This window comes from Nitrosomonas sp., assembly GCA_031316255.1.
In the GTDB taxonomy this organism is placed as follows: Bacteria; Pseudomonadota; Gammaproteobacteria; order Burkholderiales; family Nitrosomonadaceae; genus Nitrosomonas.
In genome coordinates this window covers 2,782,464-2,802,213 of record JALDQW010000001.1, presented here as the reverse complement: position 1 = coordinate 2,802,213, position 19,750 = coordinate 2,782,464, and the positions used below count along the sequence as shown (strand labels likewise).

Genomic DNA, 19,750 nt, shown 5'->3' with positions numbered 1-19,750 from the left:
ACCTTTAGGTTATTGCGCTACGAAAAAAACACCAGCTGGCATAGAAAATTGACCGAACCAATTGACTAATGGCCACCTCTAAAAATTCATACTTCGTTACAATACTTCGTTGTTTACAAAAAATGTTTCCTTACATATCAATCATATGCTGCGTCAAAATTTTTTGTTCTCGCCTCGTCTTGTTTAGAATTATGAATTTTTAGAGGTGCCCTAATACGGGTTACGCCACGATAAAATGCTCACGGTAGTACTTGAGCTCATTGATCGAATCATAAATATCCGCCAATGCTTCATGTTTACCTTCTTTTTTTAATCCTGACGCAATTTCCGGTTTCCAGCGCTTGACGAGCTCCTTGAAAGTACTGACATCCAGATTGCGATAATGGAAATAAGCTTCCAGTTGCGGCATCCAGCGTGCCATAAAGCGCCGGTCTTGGCATATTGAATTGCCGCACATGGGAGAAGTTCCTGACGGCACATAGTGTTGCAAAAAAGCAAGCATTTGCGCCTCGACCTCTGCTTCTGTCAGCGTAGAAGCTTTGACTTTATCAATCAAGCCCGATTTAGCATGTGTGGACTGATTCCATTTATCCATCTCATCCAGCACCGCATTAGGTTGATGGACAACCAACACCGGGCTCTCGGCAATCCTGTTCAATTGCCCGTCGGTTATGACAATTGCAACTTCAATGATGCGATCCTTATCGGGATCAAGGCCGGTCATCTCCATATCAATCCAGATAAGATTATGATTAGTGCTTTCTTGTGCCATAATTTATAAAAATATTAAGATACAGTAATGATTGAATGTAATTTGTTTTATTGTGTCATATTGATAACTCGACGTCACTTTTATCATTGATTACTTAAAAAGATAATTATTTATGCACGCTTTTACTTTAATTTTTATTGGTGTACTACTTCTGACTACATTTGTTCAGGTTTGGCTTTCAGCGCGACATATCAATCATGTCCGCGCACACCAGAACAAAGTCCCCGAAAAATTCGCCGACCAGATCAGCCTTGCTGATCACCGTAAAGCAGCCGACTATACCTGCGCAAAAACACGGTTTGGTTACCCTGCCATTTTTCTGCACACCATTATTCTGCTGATACTCACGCTGGGCGGTGGATTGAACGCACTCAGCAGTTTCTGGGCTGAATGGACAAACAACCCGATCATACATGGTATCGTATTAATCATAAGTACTTTTATGATCATGGGGCTGGCTGATATTCCATTAAGCTACTACCGTACATTTGTCATTGAAGAACGGTTCGGTTTCAATAAAATGACACCGGGTATGTTTTTTGCCGATTTGGTCAAACAGGCATTGCTGATGTTTTTACTGGGCGCACCCTTGTTATTCGGCATCCTGTGGTTGATGGAAAAAATGGGCGAAAACTGGTGGCTCTATGCCTGGACTGCATGGATAGCATTTAATTTATTCCTGTTGGCGATTTTTCCCACCTGGATAGCACCATTATTCAACAAATTCACACCCCTGGAAGATGAATCGCTCAAAACACGTATTGAACAGTTGATGAAAAAATGTGGCTTCAAGTCCAGCGGACTGTTCGTCATGGATGGTTCACGCCGCAGCAAGCATGGCAATGCCTATTTCACCGGTTTCGGCAAAACCAAACGCATTGTTTTTTTCGACACCCTGCTCTCAAGCTTAAAGCCTGGCGAAATAGAAGCTGTGCTTGCGCATGAATTAGGCCACTTCAAGCATCGCCATGTCATTAAACGCATCATTGTTTCGTTTGTCATGAGCCTCGGATTCTTCTGGTTGCTGAACTACCTCATGAATCAACACTGGTTTTATGAAGGACTTGGCATTTCAGTTGCCACCACCCCTGAAACGGCCATGGCGTTACTGCTATTTTTCCTGGTCATGCCAGTATTCACGTTCTTGTTTCATCCTGTCTCAAGTATTTATTCGCGTAAACATGAATTTGAAGCGGATGCCTATGCAGCACAGAATTCATCCGCTGACGACCTGATTCGCGCGCTGGTCAAGCTCTACCAGGATAACGCGGCAACGCTGACACCTGACCCGTTGCATTCAACATTTTATGACTCGCATCCTCCAGCTGCAATACGAGTGGCGCATCTGGAAGATCAGTTACAAGTTCGATAAAGGCTAAAAATACAAAACCATGAATGAGCTGACACAAAAAAAATGCAAACCCTGTGAAGGCGGTGTCGCACCGCTGACTTCCGATGCTGCATCTCGATTATTGCAGCAACTCGATGGATGGCAATTACTGGAAAAACAAATCAACAAACAGTATGCGTTTAAAAACTATTACCAAACCATGGCCTTTGTTAACGCCGTGGCATGGATTTCGCATCAGGAAGACCATCATCCCGACATGATTGTCGGCTATAATCGCTGCGATATTATTTATACAACCCATGCCATTGGCGGATTGTCTGAAAATGATTTCATCTGCGCCGCCAAAATTGACAAGCTGTTCGCCGTTTGAACACCGTCAATAAAAAATCCGCAAAAAAAACTCCCCACCATGCAGGCCGCATCATTGCCGCATACGGCAGACATTACACCGTAGAAACATGCGATGGGGAATTACTGTCATGTGTCATGCGTGGCAAAAAAAGCGGTGTTGCCTGTGGCGACCTTGTAGAGATTCAAACGGGAACACCCGGCCAGGGTGTAATTGAGAAAATCAATCCACGCAAAACTTTGCTATACCGCAGCGATCTCTTCAAGGAAAAAATTATTGCCGCAAATGTCACGCAAATAATAATCGTGGTTGCTGCTGAACCAAGTTTCAGCGAAGAATTGATCAACCGTTGCCTCGTTGCTGCAGAAAATGAACACATCCAAACCATTCTTGTCTTCAATAAAACCGACCTGACCGAACTGTCTGATAGTGCCGCAAAGAAACTGTCGCTGTATGAATCAATAGGGTATCCCCTGGTCAAGATCAGCGCAGTTCAGGATATTTCACCGCTCAGACCCTATCTTGAAGGCCAGGTCAGCGTTCTCGCCGGGCAATCCGGCATGGGAAAATCAACCATTCTCAACGCGTTGATCCCTGAAGCGCAACGCGCGACAGCAGAAATTTCGGTTGCTCTGGATTCGGGTTGCCACACCACTACACATACCCATCTTTATCATATTGACACAGACAGTGATATTATAGATTCACCAGGTATTCAGGCATTCGGGCTTAATCATATCAAGATAGAAGACCTGGCTTGGGGGTTTATCGAGTTTCACCCCTATATCGGACACTGCAAATTCCATAACTGCCGGCATGTCAACGAACCCGGCTGTACGCTAATACAGGCAGCAGAAGCTGGCAAAATCAGCGCCAAACGGCTTGGCTTTTATCACAAGCTGCTGCATCACTAACAGGAGTGACTCAATGAATAACATCAAGCAGTATATAAAACAGTGCGTCATAAGCATGGCTGTTTTTTCAATCACATCCGCGCATGTGATGGCAAGTGATGTGGGGATATCAGTCAGAATTGGTCAGCCAGGTTTCTACGGCGAAATTCATCTGGGCGACTTTTATCCCGTACCCGACCTGATTTATCCGGAACCGGTGATTATTCACAGGCCTTCGGCATATATCGGGCAGCAGCCCATTTATTTACATGTACCGCCCGGTCATGCCCGGTTATGGCACCGCTATTGTTATCAATATAACGCCTGCAACCGGCCAGTCTACTTTATACGCGAGAACTGGTACAACAACGTATATATTCCACAATATCGTCAGTATGACAGCCATCAACACCGACACCATGAAAATCCACAACACCGCCATTATGAGAGCTATCCGCAACGCCAATATGATTCAGGGCGGCCCTACCCGGACAGACACTATGACTCGAATAGGCGCTATGATGATGACCACGATTACCAAAAAAAACACCGGTATAAAAATAATGCCCATCGTCATGACCATGATAAATATGACCGCTACGATAAACATGGCAAGCACGACAAACATGACCGGGGGCGCGGCAGAAAACATGATGACTAAGGCGTACAGCGCGGCAGTTAAACTTTAAACCGCACCTGTATATCATTGACATATGACAATGCACCAGATGCCTTTCTAAGCTCTCTCACCAACTCGGCGGCATTATCGATATCATGCAGAATCCGGATGGGCAAATCCAGCTCAATCTGGATTTCTCCGGACAAATAATGCAACGTTACACCCTCAATTGCAGAAGCAGGCAATTGCGGCCAGCATTGTTTAAGTTCCGTGATTATCTTGTCCCGGTGCGGCAGATTGCCACAAGACGATCCGGACTCATCGTCCTCGGGATCTATATGTACGGTCACATCCGATACCACATCCACGGCATCGAGCAAACGCTGACGCACCGCGTCACCGATCTGATGACCTTCGGACACACTGAGCAACGGATCAACCTGGATATGCACGTCAATAAAAGCATCACCGGCGCTTTTGCGCGACCGCAGCATATGAATCGCACGCACACCCTTCACATCAAAGATATGTTTACGAATAGCACTGACTTCATCTCGATCGAGCGCGGTATCGATCAGCTCGCGTGTACTGGAACGAACCAGATCAAAACCAATCTTGGCAATCATGACGGAAACAACTACTGCTGCAACCGCATCCAGATAGGGATATCCGTACATGGCGCCCGCGATACCGAGCACAACCACAATCGACGAAATCGCATCCGAGCGGCTGTGCCAGGCATTTGCCATCAACATATCGGACCGCAGTCTGCGCGCGGCGGATACGGTATAATGATAAATCCATTCCTTGGAAACAACCGACACAATTGCAACAACCAGCGCCAGACTACCAGGCACCAACAGGATTTCGGGTACATTTAGCCGGCGGACTGAATCATAGGCGATTCCACAGGCAACCACGATCAATGCGATTCCCAATCCAACTGTTGCGAGTGTTTCGATGCGGCCATGCCCATAGGGATGTTCTTCATCTGCTGCCTTGTGCGAATGCTTGGCGGCATAAAGAACAAAAAAATCCGTAAACAAATCGGAAAACGAATGAATTCCGTCCGCAATCAGTGCTTGCGAATTCGCTATCCAGCCGACAAATATTTTCGCAACACCCAACAAAAAATCGATAACAGAACCAATCAGCGTGACCTTGCGTATATCCCGATAACGAAGCTGTTGTGTGGTTAAATCAGGTTCAAGACTCATATCCACTGTTCCATGCACGGCACTGTAGGCGCAAACTGTTTATCAAAATCATGAAGAAAAAAGCAAAATCAAGCAACTCTCGCAACACTGCTGTAAAGTCATCAGGTATTTTGACGGTCAGTGACTTCTAGCAATATTTTCGCAATAAACCATTGACCTCATCGAGATCAAAGTGCTCCGAATCGAAGTCCTCACCCACCCAGTCCAGCATTTCTTCATGTTCGGGATGATCAGAGTCCAAAACAGCTTCCAGAAACGCTGCATAGCCCCATACACCGCCTATATCTTCTGGTGGACAGGCGCGTTTTCCTTTAATACAAACCGGCAAGACCAAACCATGCTCGAAAGGAATAATTTTCTCAAGCAGCACTTCATGTTCCCAGTTATCGCCAAAATCATAGGTATAAATCAATTTTTCTTTCTCGTGCTTCAATAGCTTTTCGAGACGAAATTTACGCTCATCTTGACTTTCTGAGGCGAAGCCTTCATCCAGTTCCCCATAGCGCACAGCGTTTTTTTCGAACTCATGCAAGTGAGAATTTGTCCATCCCATTACAATTTGTAACGTATGGTGCACCTCATCCAGCTTGGTATCGCTTGCAATTAAAAATCTGCGCCATATCGGTGGTCGAAGCGATTTGAGTGTAATTTTTAACTGATATATTGAACGTAACGATCTCGCACTCATGCAATTCTCTGAATATTTATATAGTTACTCGTTCTCGAAGAATGTATGAAGGTCACTGCCGTCCCACTAACTGACAGAAAAGCAGGTTTTTTTCAACCAATATTGTTACCATAGGATTTTTATAACGTATTGAATAAGACTAGGGAATCAAGCAATAGCACATTGTAATACAATCCCTCCTCAAACTCTAAGATTTGTTCCAGGGTATGAATTCGGGTTGCTATCTAACCAGAAACTTACAGGCCATACATCCCATATTGCAATCAGATAGTCTCAGTTTGTCACCTTGTCGATGGCACAATTATCCGACCGTACAGCTAACGCAACATTGCAGGAGCACGCGTGTGCACGCACATCGCCCTTATCACCCTGACAGCGTAAAGTTGACACATTCCATTCAATTCCGTTTCAGAAAAAACTTCCATCCGACGGCAAGCTACTCTGGAGCATCTGCCAAAGCAGAATTAAAATATGTTACGCAATTCATTTGCAGATAATGCCATACCCACTATAATTCACCAAGACTCAAAAAATTCTCCAACTCCAGACACGCCATACTGTTAAATTAAATTTTGATGCCAATGAACACAACCCAATCAAACAACAATTGGTGTCAGTTAATTCATGAAAACGATTCAGCACGTCTGCTTTTGACTGGAGATTTTACCCTTGTCACCATCGAAAAACAGTTTAAAGCACTCTCGTCTGAACTGAGTCAACACGCAAAAAATTCTGATCTTTGCTGGGACTTAAGCGGCATTCATCACATGGATACCGCCGGAATCGTATTGATATGGAAAGCCTGGAATGCACAACGCCCCCATCAATTAATATTGCGGCCGGAACATGAAAAAATGCTTAGAAGCATTGAAAACTTGCCAACTGAAAAAATTGAAACTCCAAAAAAAGATCTGTTATGGCCTGTACATTCGATTGGTAAACAAGCACTCCTGTTATGGGAAAACATGATCAGCGTCATTATGATGATCGGTCAATTACTGCTTGACAGTTTATTTTTTCTGCGGCACCCCGGTTATATTCCCTGGCGAGAAATTTCCGCCAATCTGTACCGTACAGGCGCTCAGGCTTTAGGGATTACCGCTTTAGTAGGATTTCTGATTGGCATAGTACTCAGTTATCTATCCGCGGACCAGCTACAAATGTTTGGCGCTGATGTCTTTATCGTCAATATTCTTGGCATCAGTATTATCAGGGAACTGGGTCCGTTACTGGCTGCAATTCTCGTTGCCGGACGATCCGGTTCGTCAATGACGGCTCAACTCGGTGTCATGCGGGTTACGCAAGAACTCGATGCATTAACGGTTATGGGTATCTCGCATAGCCAACGACTGATTTTTCCCAAAATTATCGGGCTGGGTTTGGCAATGCCGTTACTCGTACTGTGGACCAGCGCCATCGCCCTTCTAGGCGGCATTATTGCTGCTGAAATCCAGTTAGGACTCAGTTATTACTATTTCATCCATGCGTTACCGGATGCCGTCCCGATCGCAAACTTGTGGCTCGGACTTGGAAAAGGCGCAGTCTGTGGTATGGTGATTGCAATTATCGCGTGTCATTTTGGCCTCAGGGTTAAACCGAACACAGAAAGTCTTGGAGAAGGCACGACAACTTCTGTTGTGACATCGATTACTGTGGTGATTATTATCGATGCAATATTCGCTATTGTATTTTCAGACGTCGGGATTATATAAATTTGCATGACAAACCAAATTCCTTACATTATCGAAATAGAAGGATTGCATACGCAATTTGATCAGCATGTTGTCCATGAGGATTTGAATCTGAATGTTAAAAAAGGTGAAGTGCTTTCTTTGGTCGGTGGTTCAGGAAGTGGCAAGACCACACTGTTACGTCAGATACTGGGACTTGAGCGCCCCACAAAAGGGAACGTCAAAGTGTTTGGCAGTTCACGGTATAATTGCGATTTTACTTTGGGTAAAAGTATCCGCAATCGAACAGGAGTCTTATTTCAACAAGGCGCCCTGTTTAGTGCCTTAACCGTTTTTGACAATATTGCATTACCACTGCGCGAATTGCGCACTCTCGATGAACAAACAATACATGAGCTTGTAATGATCAAACTCAACATGGTCGCCATTGAACCGGAACACGCTTACAAGATGCCGGCAAACTTGTCCGGTGGCATGATTAAACGCGTATCACTGGCGCGTGCACTCGCACTCGACCCGGAATTACTGTTTCTGGATGAACCGACTGCAGGGCTGGATCCCCAATTAAGCGAGAGCTTTGTTCAATTGATTCAGGATATGCGCAAAGAACTGGATTTAACAATTGTGATGGTAACGCATGACATCGATACCTTGGTTGATTTATCTGACCGCATTGCTGTTCTGGCTGATAAACAGGTTATTACTGTAGGAACGCTCGCACAAATATGCCATCACACGCACCCATTTATCAAAAGCTTTTTTAAAAGTATTCGGGATAAATATCAACATATCGATAACAGGGAACTTTCATGGAAAACCGGGCCCATGCCCTCATAGCAGGTCTCTTTGTGATCTGTTTTGGCGCTGCTGCACTTCTTATTGCCGAGTGGTTTAAAGGCGACTCTATTGAGCATGATCACTATCAAGTGGTGTCGCAGGAATCGGTTACAGGTCTCGGGTTGCAGGCATCGGTATATTACCGTGGCGTAAATATCGGCAAAGTAAACCGGATTTTTTTTAACCCCGAAAATATGCAACAGATTTTGATCGATATTGTTATCGACGGCAGCATCAAATTACCCAAGAATATCTATGCTCAGTTGGGTTATCAGGGCATAACCGGTTTGGCTTATGTCCAGCTTAGAAATGACAAGGAAATTTCCCCTGAGGTTTTACCGGAGGATGCACGCATACCCATGCGTCCGTCATTGCTGGATGAAGTAACCGGTTATGGTCAAAATATTCTTAACAACGTCAACGAACTGGTGATTAAAATGCATCAACTTCTCAATGACGACAATCAGGCGCAAATTTCAAGCATTCTAATAAATATTGAAAAAGCATCGCGTAATTTCGACGGCATCGCGGGTAATTTACAACCCATACTTGAATCAATGACACATTTAACCGCTGAATCCGGTGTTCTGGTAAAACATCTCGATGAATTGCTCACCGAAATCAACCAGTCGATGCGCAGCGTTAATCAGCAAGGTGGAATTATCGACAGTCTTGCAACCAGCGCACAAGAAATGGCAACAACCATTCCCGAGTTACGTAAAGTCAGTAGTGGTCTTGTCCGAAATTCACAAAACTTGGATCGTGTTCTACAACAACTGGAAGAAAATCCGCAAATGCTGTTGCTAGGACGCCCGTCATCACCACCAGGCCCCGGTGAAGACGGTTTTGTTGCACCTTCTGGAAATATCCGATGAAAATTTTATTTGTCGTATTCGTTACTGTTATCGTGTTGCTGTCAGGATGTACAATTTTTCCTAAACCGAATACAACCGTTGCCACTTTCAACTTCATAGCGGACACCTCTGCGAAAAATAACCAACTTGATCAACCAGCAGCCAAAAGCGGAAAAAAAATTCTGATCACGCACACCACCGCCCCACTCTGGCTGGACACACAAGCTATTTACTATCGTCTTGCCTATCATAATCCCTTTCAGTCATACGCTTATTCAAATAGCCGTTGGTCTTCGCCCCCTGCTTTTCTGTTAACACAACAGATTAAACAAAAAATTGCGGCCGATACCAATCACTTGATTATCAAGGACAGCAGTATGGCTATCGTGGAAAATGAATTGCATATCGAACTCGAAGATTTCTCACATATATTCGATACGTTGACAGATAGCCGGGTTGTCATACGTTTTCAAGCCAGTCTTGTTAACAATTCACACCGGCTGATTGCCCAGAAAGTCTTTAGCGCACAGCAGATGGCTCAATCGCCCGATGCCACAGGTGCCGTCAATGCTTTTTCCATTGCCAGCAATCAATTAATGGACGAATTAATCCAGTGGTTGAATATTGAATTGAGCAAATTATAGATTTTTACCGCGTATCAGGTTCAAAAAACAATCAGGACAAATCTTGCAATGCGTTATGGTAGTATCCTTAACTTAAAAAAATAAAGGAGGTTTTTTGTGCATTTGATGGTGCGTTATTTTTTCTTGACTGCCTGTACTGGAATGGCTTTAGGTATATTGGTCGCATGTGGTAATAAAGGACCGCTTTATCTGCCTGATAATGAAGAACCACCAGTTTCGATGGCGCCAACAACACCCCCTGCTGCCGCAACTATTAAAGATGAAACTGAATGATGAGTACTTTCCCCCAATTTGAATATCACCAAAATTCACTGTATGCCGAGTCAGTTCCGCTGGAATTAATCGCCAAAAAATTTGGAACACCATGCTATGTCTATTCACGCACTGCTTTGACAGCCGCCTACCATGAATTTGAAAAAGCCTTTGCCGACGATGATTTCTTAATTTGCTATGCGGTAAAAGCCAATTCCAATCTTGCCATTCTCAATGTGCTTTCAATGCTTGGTAGTGGGTTTGATATCGTATCCGGTGGTGAGTTGCAAAGAATCATCAAGGCCGGGGGAGACCCGCGGAAAACTGTTTTTTCAGGCGTCGGCAAGCTGGCGGATGAAATGCGTGTGGCGTTGGCCGCAGATATCCTCTGCTTTAATGTCGAATCCATTGCTGAATTGCAAATGCTTAATCAGATTGCAGCCGCTATGAATAAAACAGCCCCTGTCAGCCTGCGGGTTAACCCCGATGTAGACGCCAAAACACATCCGTATATTTCAACCGGATTAAAAGAAAATAAATTCGGCATCCCAATAGAAGAAGCCGAGCATATCTATCTATCAACAGACATTTTCCCACATATTCGGTTCACCGGATTAGATTGTCATATTGGTTCACAATTAACAGAGCTGGATCCATTCGTACAAGCAGGCGAAAAATTAGTTAACCTGCTGCAACGGCTACAATCCAACAAATTACAGATAAACCATCTCGATCTTGGCGGAGGTTTGGGTATACGCTATTCAAATGAAACACTCCCTTCAATCCAAGACTATGTTTCAGCAATACGTAAAACACTGGGTACAATTAAATTACGTTTGTTAATTGAACCAGGTCGTTCATTAATAGGAAATGCTGGTTTGTTACTGACACGAACGGCCTATATCAAGCATACCCCTGAACGTCATTTTGCAATTGTTGATGCAGCCATGAATGACTTAATGCGTCCATCACTATACAAAGCGTATCATCAGATTTTACCCGTTATCAAAAGAAAAGAAGGCGATATTTGTAATTACCAGGTTGTCGGCCCCGTCTGTGAAACTGGAGATTTTCTAGGGCATGACAGAAAACTCAATTTAAAGTCCAAAGATTTGCTCGCGGTGATGTCGACCGGCGCTTACGGCATGAGTATGAGCTCGAACTATAACACTCGCCCTCGCGCTGCAGAAGTTATGGTTGATGGCAATACAATTCACCTGATCAGAGAGCGTGAAACCATTGACCAGTTGATTGCTCAAGAAACAATTTTACCTGCCTAAATGTTAATCAACATAATCATTCGCAACAATCATCGAATATGCTCAGGTAATCCGAGTTCGAGATACCGTATTGTAGTAATATTCTAGCTTCATATTCATAAAATCAACAATGATCAGTCAACCGCCGAGCCTAAATGACACACAGTATCAAAATGATATCTTGAAGGGTGTCTCTCGTACATTTGCACTGACAATTCCGCAACTTCCCGTAGCACTTAGGAAAGTTATCGGTAATGCATATCTATTGTGTCGGATTACTGACACAATAGAAGATGACAATGCACTGACTTCAGAACAGACACGCCACTTATCTGCTATGTTTTCCGAAGTGGTGAGCGGCAATATCGCAGCTGAACAATTTGTCGATGAACTTTATCCGCTGCTTTCAGACCATACTATTCCAGCTGAGCATGATTTAATTAAAAACACACCTGCGGTTATTCGCGTCACCCATAGCTTTAATACTTCACAGCGCAAGGCACTAGAACGCTGTGTACGAATCATGAGCCGCGGTATGGCAGACTATCAGGACACAGAAACACTCGACGGTCTCAAAGATCTCCCTGCCATGAATCTCTATTGTTATTACGTGGCTGGCGTTGTAGGAGAAATGCTCACTGAGCTGTTTTGTGATTATTCGCCAGAAATAAACCAAAACAAATCTGAATTAATGAAACTTTCTGTTTCATTTGGCCAGGGCTTACAAATGACCAATATTCTGAAAGACATCTGGGACGACCGTAAGCGGGGTGCCTGCTGGCTACCACAGGATATTTTCCTCGAAAAAGGTTTTATTCTTCGGGATTTAAGTCCCGATCACGCAGACACCCGTTTTCAGGAAGGTCTGGCCGATCTGATAGGCGTCGCCAGAAAACATTTACAAAATGCACTAACCTATACCTGCATGATTCCAAGCCATGAAAAGGGAATACGCAAGTTCTGTCTATGGGCATTGGGCATGGCAATTTTAACCTTGAATAAAATTAATTGCCACCGTGATTTTAAAAACGGCAATCAGGTAAAAATTACACGACGCACTGTTAAAGCAACGATTCTGACCACCAGTCTTTTTGCCAGTAACGATTGGGTGTTGATTCAACTTTTCAAAATGACTGCGCGGAATCTCCCGGTTACCGATATGCCCGATGACTTATTCCTTAAAAAATAAACACACTATAAAATGCAAAAAAATAGTCAGCTATAATTGGTAATGTGAAATCACATCTATGAAATCATTAGTTACGGGTGCTACAGGTTTTCTCGGTTCTGCGGTCATGCACTGTTTACTGAAAGCAGGTCACGATGTTCGGCTGCTAGTCAGACCCAGCAGCGATAGGCGTAATATAGAAAATTTACCTATTGAAATTATCGAGGGTGATTTGCGCAACCATCCATCTCTGGAAAATGCAGTTAAAGGGTGTGATTACCTCTACCATGTTGCTGCGGATTACCGATTATGGGTGCCTGATCCACAAACCATGTTTGATATCAATGTCCATGGCACAAAAGCTTTAATCATCGCAGCGGCAAATGCGGGACTAAAACGCATTATTTATACCAGTAGCGTTGCAGCTTTGGGCTTAACTTCTGACGGAACACCCGCCAATGAAGAAACACCTTCCTGCCTAGAAAAAATTAACGGGCCTTATAAACGCTCAAAGTATATTGCCGAGCAAACAGTCCTCGAATTGACAGTTCAACATCAATTACCACTGGTCATTGTCAATCCTTCCGCTCCAATCGGTCCGCGAGACATCCGTCCCACACCAACCGGACGTATCGTACTAGATGTCATGCACAACAAAATGCCTGCGTATGTCAATACCGGATTGAACATTGCGCATGTCGATGATATTGCCCACGGTCACTTGCTGGCATGCGAACTAGGGAACGCCGGCGAACGATATATCCTGGGCGGGGAAAACTTGACCTTGCTCGAAATTCTCGAAACACTTGATGACATCCTCGGCCAACGAAAAAAACGCATAAGTCTTCCCATCAACGTAATGCTGCCAATCGCATGGATTATGGAAAAAATTGCCGCGATCACACATAAGGAGCCACGGGCAACATTGGACAGTATTCACATGGCAAAAAAACTCATGTACTTTACCAGCGACAAGGCCATCTGTGAACTTGGTTATCGATACCGCCCAGCCAGATTAGCACTTCAAGATGCGGTGAAATGGTATCAGAAAAATGGTTATTAAAAGCTTTTTGAAAGAACGTGGTGAACAGGGAAAAACATTTTACAATAACTAGCCTTCACAAACCTTCCAATTTTATCCGTTACGTTTATACTGCTCTTGACATCCCATTACAACCTACAGCTTTTTTTTGAAAATTAGCCAATCCAATTATCTTAATGAGAATTTTTTCAAAACTTAATTATGCATCTTTCCGTTATTATCCCAGCATTTAATGAAGAACGTTTGATTATGCATTGTCTTAAATCAGTCTCAGAGTCGGCCGACAGCGTTCGCAGCACTGGTTTTTCATATGAAATTATTGTCGTCGACAACAATTCTACAGATCAGACAGCCGAACTGGCCAGGCAATTCGGCGCACAAGTAGTATTTGAGTCAATTAATCAAATTGGGCGCGCACGTAACGCTGGCGCCGCAGCCGCAAAGGGCGATTGGCTTCTCTTTGTTGACGCAGATAGCTTACTCAATCCGGGCATGATCACTGATATACTGAAATTGATTGAGTCTGGCAAATATGTTGGCTGCGGCAGCGTTATGCTAATGCCCAGCTCCCCGTGGTGGGGCGCAACAATTTTAAAGATCTGGACCTTAGTTTCAGTTACATTCTGTTGGGCGTCAGGTGCGTTGATCGTCTGCCGCAAAGATGCATTTCAACAAGTCGGTGGTTTTGATCAGGATTTATACGCAGCAGACGAAATTACCCTGAGTCGATCACTAAAAAAATGGGGGCGCAAGCACGGCCTTAAATTTACTATCCTAACACGGTATCCGCTAGTCACATCTGCTCGGAAACTTAAATTGTATTCAGGGCGTGAAATAGCAAGTCAATTTTTTCAAGTTCTCATGAACCCGCGTAAGACATTGCAAAATAAATCGAAACTACCCATATGGTATGATGGGCGACGTTAACACAACTCAAAGGCCACCGGTTCTCCGGCAGCCTTTGACGTTTTAATAATAGACATTAGCCTTCTGCGTAGTAACATTACCTGCAAAATCACTGGCTACGACAGATACAACATGTGGTTTTATCTTATTCCCGTTACCTTTACGGTTTATCTGATAGCTTATAGCATCACCCTGACTAACCATCACCTGACTACCATCTATAAATAACGCCATTTGAGAAACACCTGTATCATCGGTCGCAGATGCATTTATCACTTCTTTAGGCTGCAACGTCAAGCCATCATATAGATTGAATACGTTTATCACAGGCGCTAATGTGTCTAATTCCACATTATTGACAGAAATTAATACAGTGGCTGACACACCTTGATTGCCGGCCTCATCAAATGCATGCGCAGTGAGCGTATAATCGCCATCTGCAGCTGCATTCGTATCCAATGTGAATGTAAATGGCGCCTGGGTATTTTTTCCGACAAGTTGTCCATTTGCATACAGATCCACCGATACCACGCCAACATTATCCGAGTAACTGAAATCAACCGGTATCGTTCCGGATACCGTTCCCGCAACCGGACTGACGATACTGATGACCGGCGCCTCTGCATCCACCGCCGGAGCAGCATTGTTATTGTCGACTATCATACTGAACTTGAATGAAACGCCTTTGTTGCCAGCCTGATCAAAGGCATATGCCTGAATATAACCGGGGCCGTTTGCCGTTTGCGTCGTATCCCAGTTGATCGTAAACGGTGCATCTTCGCTTGCGCCTGCAAACACGCCGTTGGCATAAAGTTCAACCCGGACAGCGCCGACATCGTCAAAGACATTGAACGTCACCGGCTTGATGCCTGAAGCAACTTCTCCAGAGACTGGCGATGTAATCCCGATTCTCGGGTTTTGTGTATCCGATGGAATATTATCCACCGTAACTGCTACAACGTTTGAAGCACCCTGGTTGCCGGCCTCATCAAATGCATGCGCAGTGAGCGTATAATCGCCATCTGCAACTGCATTCGTATCCAATGTGAATGTAAATGGCGCCTGGGTATTTTTTCCGACAAGTTGTCCATTTGCATACAGATCCACCGATACCACGCCAACATTATCCGAGTAACTGAAATCAACCGGTATCGTTCCGGATACCGTTCCCGCAACCGGACTGACGATACTGATGACCGGCGCCTCTGCATCCACCGCCGGAGCAGCATTGTTATTGTCGACTATCATACTGAACTTGAATGAAACGCCTTTGTTGCCAGCCTGATCAAAGGCATATGCCTGAATATACCCCGGACCGTTTGCCGTTTGCGTCGTATCCCAGTTGATCGTAAACGGTGCATCTTCGCTTGCGCCTGCAAACACGCCGTTGGCATAAAGTTCAACCCGGACAGCACCGACATCGTCAAACACATTGAACGTCACCGGCTTGATGCCTGAAACCACTTCCCCAGAGATTGGCGATGTAATCCCGATTCTCGGGCTTTGCGTATCGGACGAGCTGGAATTGTTTCTTACAGTAATCGCCACGTTACCGGAAATATACTGCTGACCCTTTGCATCGAAGGCATGAGCCGTCAATACATAATCACCGTCAGCAACTGTCGCAGTATCCAGGTTAAACATAAACGGCGCCTGGGTATCTGTGCCATAACGCTGATCATTGATATATAAATCAACTGACACTATCCCTGCTGTATCCGAATAATTCAATTCCACCGGAATAGTACCCGACACCACTCCGCTCGTCGGCGAAACAATACTAATCACCACACCTTCACTTGTACCTCCACCTCCACCTGAAGTGCCATTATTCACCGTGAAGGTAACTCCGGAAGAACCCTGGTTGCCCGCAGCATCAAATGCAATAGCACTTAATGTATTTTGACCGTCGGCTAATGATGTCGTGTCCAGCGTATACGCAAATGGTTCTTGGGTACTCTTGCCGTGAAGCGCACCATTCACATAATATTCTACCGACACTACACCCACATTGTCTGAATAACTGACTGCTACCGGAATAACACCCGAGACTTCACCGCCGGTTGGGTTGGTTATTGAAATATTCGGTGCTTTAGTGTCGCCCGTTCCGGGTACGCCTGAAGTATTGTTCAAAAACCAGCTTACAGAGCGGTAAACTTCGGTCGTGTTACCTGCCAGGTCGCTCACACGTGCGTAGATTTCAACATCAGGATCGCTCAACGCACCGCCCAGATCAACCACGGTAACGCCATGTTTTTCAGCAGCGCCTGCAAGATTATTACAACTACCGTCGGTCCCCAGAATACACACCATAAGACTATTGGGATTAATACCACTGCCCAGATCAACGGTGCCCACATGTAACCGCGATACGCCACCATTGCCATCGGCCGACGCCAGGTGCAATGTCGGTTTCTGGGTGTCTTTCAATTCCTGCGTTCCACCCGGCACGCCAATATCGATCCATCGCGACAACAAACCGAGCTCTTGTGCACTGATCGTAGTGGGATGGGGGGTACCTCCAAAATCAATATCATCCGCATATTGCGCATCGCTTCTGTTGTCTGTGCGATGATTCGCCGCCTTCCAGTAAAGCAGACTGCCGCGCGAATTGAATGCACGGATATAACGCGTCAGCTGCGGGCGCCTGAAAGTTGTTCCTGCAGGCCCCTTACCTGTTGCCGTCTGGTTTTCCGGTGCGACGCAACTTTGACTATTATCGGCCACCAGGCACCACCAGGTGGAGTTTTGTGTATTGTTGTCGCCGCCGGTAACATCAAGTGCAAGTCCCGCAGCCGGCGCACTGCCACCGTGACACGATATGCAATGCTGATCAAAAATAGGTTTGATATCCTTGGTGAATTCAATACGCATGCCGTAACCCGGTACTGTACGCGTCTGAACAGCATTGCCCGATTTACCCGCCAGCAGCGGCACGGTGCCTTCGCCCAGGCGCGGAATGCTATACGCCGATGTTGCCGCAAACGTTGTCTCAAATTGTGTGCGCGCCGGTCTTGAATGCACATGACAGCCATTGCAGGTTTTCTGCTCGCCGGGACGCAGGCTCTGCCAGGTCTGGTCGGTATTCAGTGTGCGTCCGTCACAGTCCACGCCCTGCATTAAGTACGGCATATTTGCAGGCATGCGCACCAGAAAACTGGTATCGGGATGACCGCTTTGATCGATGATGCGGCTGCCATCTGTACTGCGGTTTAATACCGGAAATTCACCCAGAATTGAAACCCGCTCTCCAGTAATGTTGGCAATGTCTTTTACTGTATTCCTGCTCCGGTTCGGCATAACGCCGAGTATACGCACGCCGCACAGATCATCATCAGTATAATCAATGGTGTCGGTACCCTGGAGATTAAATTGATGCTCTCCGGCAAAATGTATCCCGTCCCTGGGATCGGTTTCACGATCGGTAACCGACGCAGCGCCGAGCAGCCCAAAAGGTGTACCCGTTTCCAGGCTCGCATGGGTGGTGCGCACATCCGCCCGCTCAATGACTGCCGGTCGATCAACACCATGGATGACAAAGTACGGAACAACTGCCCGCCCCATAATCTCATGCCAGTCCGGCGAATCAACAATGAGCTCCAGATCGCTTGGATGCTGCGACGGGATCCGGGTGGCGCGATAGAGACCCACATCGCACCCTGGCGTATCCAGACCCAGCGATGTAATCAAATTCATGGCCACGCCGCTACCGCTGCCATTTGTTAACGGCGGCGCAACCATACCAAGTTCTGAAAAAACTTGATTACTAGTAACTGTACTGCACGAACCTTTTCCCCATGCCATCATCAGGCCATTACTCGGTAATGCAGCCGGGTGACCCAATTTACCGGCAAATGGCAGTGGATCGGTATAATTCGGATGATTAACGATTTGACCGCCAAGGCTACCCATCGGATGAGATGACTTGTCATAACTATGCGCCCAGGAAGCAAAGTTAATTCCATCGCGCGGCACAAAGATATCGGCATGCGTTGTGGCTTCGTGCGGACCAATGCCTTCCTGGCCTTTCGGCTCAGGCATCACACCAACGAGCGATCCCAGACCGTTATTATTGCCACGATAATAATCAGCAAACCAGATGCGGTCATCGCTCGTCTGCGTAATAAAATGCGATGCCTTATGGTCTACGCCAAAATAACTTGGATGATGATCGCCGCTATGCTGTCCGTAAATCGGGAAATTACCTGCGCCATCCGGATCCTGGGCGTAAATATGAAACAAATTGTCAATTGTTGTAAAACCGCCCACTTTTCCGTTTCCGTAACGAAATGGTAGTCCACCAAAAATTTGCCAGCTTGAATAGGCCAAGCGCCCATCCTTTAGCATGAATGGATGCTGTTCCTGTGATAGCGAATGATGGCTTGCCAAGTCGGGATTTTTACCGTCCACGTCAACGGTCCAGATACGGGTACCCAACTTTGACGCAGTAGATCCCCAGACCACTGTCGTTGTATGTTCGTCTCTGGTCGAAGTAAATGCAATACGCTCGTTACTGATAAATGCAGGCCCGGAATCATAGATGCCTGCTTGATACGGCATTCCAACGAGCGCTCCGGTTGAAATATTATAAAAGTGCAGATGAGCACCCTCTGTTGCCAGTCTTTTATTGGGCAATTCTATCCAGCCTAGATTAACGGGATCAGCCTCCGGGTGTAGAACCTGTGAATGAATATTCTCCCGATAATTAAACAGGCTACCGCGGAAAACTGTAAATGCTATTGTTTTACCATCGAAAGAAACCGTGGGATCAAGTGCAGCACATGAAGAGTTTTGTGTCGAACCTGAAGAACAATCGAAAATTATGGTTTCTACACCACTCGGATCACGATAAATTAAATCACAGGGCGCACTGAAATTAGTGAGGAAATTGGTCACATCGGGCAACACATCATAGACGTCCAAACCTGTCATACGTCTTGTAACTGTTTGCGCCTGACCATTTATGGTGACATTAGCAGTAAGATCAAACTCTGTCGTTGTACGTTCACACCGTGTGTAAACGATAGCTTCATCGGCATGTGCAAGCGGAAATTCTAAAACCCCTACGAGTAATAACAGAAATACATATTTAACTATTGTTTTTGATGAGAAAGATTCATTTTTACATTGCTTATGATGGCGCTCTAGAATTTGCATTAGTTTCTCCTCGGCGCTGATAAACCAGGTGAAACATGTCAATGCAAATAT

General features: G+C 45.3%; 17 protein-coding genes. 13 read left to right on the top strand and 4 right to left on the bottom strand.

Annotated features, from left to right (window positions below; translation table 11 throughout):
* Positions 1–220 precede the first annotated feature (220 nt).
* Complete coding sequence (gene orn / locus MRK00_12515) at positions 221–772, bottom strand: oligoribonuclease (GenBank protein MDR4518193.1); 552 nt, start codon at positions 770–772, stop codon at positions 221–223.
* A 112-nt stretch (positions 773–884) separates the two neighbouring features.
* On the opposite strand from orn, the gene MRK00_12510 reads away from it, so the two are divergent.
* From MRK00_12510 to MRK00_12495, 4 genes are read left to right on the top strand one after another with little or no spacing between them, the layout of a single operon-like run.
* Complete coding sequence (locus MRK00_12510; GenBank protein MDR4518192.1) at positions 885–2,144, top strand: M48 family metallopeptidase; 1,260 nt, start codon at positions 885–887, stop codon at positions 2,142–2,144.
* Between the two features lie 19 nt (positions 2,145–2,163).
* On the top strand, positions 2,164–2,493 hold the full coding sequence (locus tag MRK00_12505) for a 4a-hydroxytetrahydrobiopterin dehydratase (protein MDR4518191.1): 330 nt from the start codon (positions 2,164–2,166) through the stop codon (positions 2,491–2,493).
* The gene (rsgA, locus tag MRK00_12500; GenBank protein ID MDR4518190.1) at positions 2,490–3,386 is read left to right on the top strand and encodes a ribosome small subunit-dependent GTPase A; all 897 of its coding nucleotides are present in this window, start codon (positions 2,490–2,492) and stop codon (positions 3,384–3,386) included. The genes MRK00_12505 and rsgA overlap by 4 nt, the downstream gene beginning before the upstream one ends.
* 13 nt (positions 3,387–3,399) lie before the next feature.
* Entirely contained in the window at positions 3,400–4,026 is a 627-nt protein-coding gene (locus MRK00_12495) for a hypothetical protein (protein MDR4518189.1), read from the top strand.
* Between the two features lie 17 nt (positions 4,027–4,043).
* On the opposite strand, the gene MRK00_12490 is transcribed toward MRK00_12495, so the two are convergent.
* Together MRK00_12490 and MRK00_12485 are read right to left on the bottom strand one after the other, a co-directional pair.
* Positions 4,044–5,201: a cation diffusion facilitator family transporter gene (locus MRK00_12490; protein MDR4518188.1), complete on the bottom strand. Its 1,158-nt coding sequence runs from the start codon at positions 5,199–5,201 to the stop codon at positions 4,044–4,046.
* 127 nt (positions 5,202–5,328) lie between these two features.
* On the bottom strand, positions 5,329–5,889 hold the full coding sequence (locus tag MRK00_12485; GenBank protein MDR4518187.1) for a plasmid pRiA4b ORF-3 family protein: 561 nt from the start codon (positions 5,887–5,889) through the stop codon (positions 5,329–5,331).
* Positions 5,890–6,470: 581 nt separating this feature from the next.
* Here MRK00_12485 and MRK00_12480 point away from each other — a divergent pair.
* The 9 genes from MRK00_12480 to MRK00_12440 all read left to right on the top strand — a co-directional run bounded on the left by MRK00_12480 (position 6,471) and on the right by MRK00_12440 (position 14,563).
* Positions 6,471–7,601, top strand: a complete 1,131-nt coding sequence (locus tag MRK00_12480) for an ABC transporter permease (GenBank protein ID MDR4518186.1) — start codon at positions 6,471–6,473, stop codon at positions 7,599–7,601.
* Between the two features lie 6 nt (positions 7,602–7,607).
* The gene (locus tag MRK00_12475; GenBank protein ID MDR4518185.1) at positions 7,608–8,417 is read left to right on the top strand and encodes an ATP-binding cassette domain-containing protein; all 810 of its coding nucleotides are present in this window, start codon (positions 7,608–7,610) and stop codon (positions 8,415–8,417) included.
* A complete protein-coding gene (locus MRK00_12470; protein ID MDR4518184.1) occupies positions 8,390–9,292 on the top strand; it encodes an MlaD family protein in 903 nt (300 codons plus the stop codon). Before MRK00_12475 ends, MRK00_12470 begins: the two co-directional genes overlap by 28 nt.
* A complete protein-coding gene (locus tag MRK00_12465; protein MDR4518183.1) occupies positions 9,289–9,915 on the top strand; it encodes an ABC-type transport auxiliary lipoprotein family protein in 627 nt (208 codons plus the stop codon). The genes MRK00_12470 and MRK00_12465 overlap by 4 nt, the downstream gene beginning before the upstream one ends.
* A 96-nt stretch (positions 9,916–10,011) precedes the next feature.
* Positions 10,012–10,188, top strand: coding sequence for a lipoprotein (locus tag MRK00_12460; GenBank protein ID MDR4518182.1), 177 nt, complete (start codon positions 10,012–10,014; stop codon positions 10,186–10,188).
* A complete protein-coding gene (gene lysA, locus MRK00_12455; GenBank protein ID MDR4518181.1) occupies positions 10,188–11,447 on the top strand; it encodes a diaminopimelate decarboxylase in 1,260 nt (419 codons plus the stop codon). Before MRK00_12460 ends, lysA begins: the two co-directional genes overlap by 1 nt.
* Positions 11,448–11,556: 109 nt before the next feature.
* Complete coding sequence (locus MRK00_12450; GenBank protein MDR4518180.1) at positions 11,557–12,615, top strand: phytoene/squalene synthase family protein; 1,059 nt, start codon at positions 11,557–11,559, stop codon at positions 12,613–12,615.
* A gap of 58 nt (positions 12,616–12,673) precedes the next feature.
* Positions 12,674–13,657: an NAD-dependent epimerase/dehydratase family protein gene (locus MRK00_12445; GenBank protein MDR4518179.1), complete on the top strand. Its 984-nt coding sequence runs from the start codon at positions 12,674–12,676 to the stop codon at positions 13,655–13,657.
* 180 nt (positions 13,658–13,837) lie between these two features.
* Positions 13,838–14,563: a glycosyltransferase gene (locus MRK00_12440; protein MDR4518178.1), complete on the top strand. Its 726-nt coding sequence runs from the start codon at positions 13,838–13,840 to the stop codon at positions 14,561–14,563.
* Positions 14,564–14,605: 42 nt separating this feature from the next.
* Here the strand turns inward: MRK00_12440 and MRK00_12435 are convergent, their stop codons facing one another.
* Entirely contained in the window at positions 14,606–19,699 is a 5,094-nt protein-coding gene (locus MRK00_12435) for an Ig-like domain-containing protein (protein MDR4518177.1), read from the bottom strand.
* Positions 19,700–19,750: the final 51 nt, after the last annotated feature.

Coding starts and splice junctions, on each gene's coding strand:
- orn (MDR4518193.1), bottom strand. CDS start 772: ATGGCACAAGAAAGCACTAATCATAATCTTATCTGGATTGATATGGAG.
- MRK00_12510 (MDR4518192.1), top strand. CDS start 885: ATGCACGCTTTTACTTTAATTTTTATTGGTGTACTACTTCTGACTACA.
- MRK00_12505 (MDR4518191.1), top strand. CDS start 2,164: ATGAATGAGCTGACACAAAAAAAATGCAAACCCTGTGAAGGCGGTGTC.
- MRK00_12495 (MDR4518189.1), top strand. CDS start 3,400: ATGAATAACATCAAGCAGTATATAAAACAGTGCGTCATAAGCATGGCT.
- MRK00_12490 (MDR4518188.1), bottom strand. CDS start 5,201: ATGAGTCTTGAACCTGATTTAACCACACAACAGCTTCGTTATCGGGAT.
- MRK00_12485 (MDR4518187.1), bottom strand. CDS start 5,889: ATGAGTGCGAGATCGTTACGTTCAATATATCAGTTAAAAATTACACTC.
- MRK00_12480 (MDR4518186.1), top strand. CDS start 6,471: ATGAACACAACCCAATCAAACAACAATTGGTGTCAGTTAATTCATGAA.
- MRK00_12475 (MDR4518185.1), top strand. CDS start 7,608: ATGACAAACCAAATTCCTTACATTATCGAAATAGAAGGATTGCATACG.
- MRK00_12470 (MDR4518184.1), top strand. CDS start 8,390: ATGGAAAACCGGGCCCATGCCCTCATAGCAGGTCTCTTTGTGATCTGT.
- MRK00_12465 (MDR4518183.1), top strand. CDS start 9,289: ATGAAAATTTTATTTGTCGTATTCGTTACTGTTATCGTGTTGCTGTCA.
- lysA (MDR4518181.1), top strand. CDS start 10,188: ATGAGTACTTTCCCCCAATTTGAATATCACCAAAATTCACTGTATGCC.
- MRK00_12450 (MDR4518180.1), top strand. CDS start 11,557: ATGATCAGTCAACCGCCGAGCCTAAATGACACACAGTATCAAAATGAT.
- MRK00_12445 (MDR4518179.1), top strand. CDS start 12,674: ATGAAATCATTAGTTACGGGTGCTACAGGTTTTCTCGGTTCTGCGGTC.
- MRK00_12440 (MDR4518178.1), top strand. CDS start 13,838: ATGCATCTTTCCGTTATTATCCCAGCATTTAATGAAGAACGTTTGATT.
- MRK00_12435 (MDR4518177.1), bottom strand. CDS start 19,699: ATGCAAATTCTAGAGCGCCATCATAAGCAATGTAAAAATGAATCTTTC.